The following is an 884-nucleotide window of genomic DNA, read 5'->3' as shown; positions in this document are numbered from 1 at the left end:
AAGGGCGAGCAATTGCCCGATTTCCACACCGACATTGAAGGCGAGAAGATTTGGGATGAGGCCGTCTTCGGCGATCTCGAATTCGATGATCTTCGTGGCAAGGCCGAAGCCGTGAAAGAAGCCGAAAATGAGGGTTGCTGCCTTGGTACTTGGCTGGAATCCGAACCACCGCTGGAAGGCACCGAGATTGTCCAACGCCTTGTAGACGACCGACAGACCGATGATCGCATCGATGAGATAGGCGTTGGCGGTGATACCGGTCAGGACACCGAACAGCAGCGTGGTCGAATGGCCGATCGCGAACAGCGTCACGTAGATTCCGACGTCCTTCAACCGGTAGAGAAAGAAGATGACGCCGAAAAGAAAGAGCAGGTGATCGTATCCGGTCACCATGTGTTTCGCGCCGAGATAGATGAAGGGCAGGATCAGCGTTCCGCTGCTCTCCTGGATGTAGCCCTTGTCCCCCTCGGCGACATTGTGCGCCCACGCTTCGGCACCCGAGGCGAGGAAGATCAACAGAACTGCAGCGAGCGCGAGAATGCGCACGACTGATGTATTGGAAAGAGATTGCGTTATGGACATTATTTCGTTCTCCGGTCCCGGATGTCGGCCGCCCGCGGGATTGCACCCTGCGGACGACCGCTCCGGCTTCAGCTTGCGAGTTGGGGGTTGGGGTTTCCGTCGGATGTCCCTGTCTCCGGGACTTCCGTGCGTTCGCCGCGAACCACCCTGTAAAGTGCTGGCAGAACCAGCAGTGTCAGCGCGGTAGCCGAGACGATCCCGCCGATGACGACCGTCGCGAGCGGACGCTGCACCTCCGAACCGAGCCCGACATTCAGAGCCATCGGAACGAAGCCGAGGCTTGCGACGAGTGCGGTCATGAG

Annotated in this window: 2 protein-coding genes; both read right to left on the bottom strand. The window is 59.0% G+C overall.

Annotated elements, in window-relative coordinates:
- Nucleotides 1–582, bottom strand: a 582-nt coding sequence (locus tag KYK83_RS17075) for a HupE/UreJ family protein (protein WP_222829100.1), incomplete at its 3' end; no start/stop codon positions are given.
- 68 nt (nt 583–650) lie between these two features.
- Nucleotides 651–884, bottom strand: a 234-nt coding sequence (locus KYK83_RS17070; protein WP_222829099.1) for an efflux RND transporter permease subunit, incomplete at its 5' end; no start/stop codon positions are given.

This window comes from Qipengyuania pacifica (assembly GCF_019857205.1).
Classification (GTDB): domain Bacteria; phylum Pseudomonadota; class Alphaproteobacteria; order Sphingomonadales; family Sphingomonadaceae; genus Qipengyuania; species Qipengyuania pacifica.
Note: the sequence above shows the minus strand (reverse complement) of the source record. Positions and strands in the feature narration are given on the sequence as shown.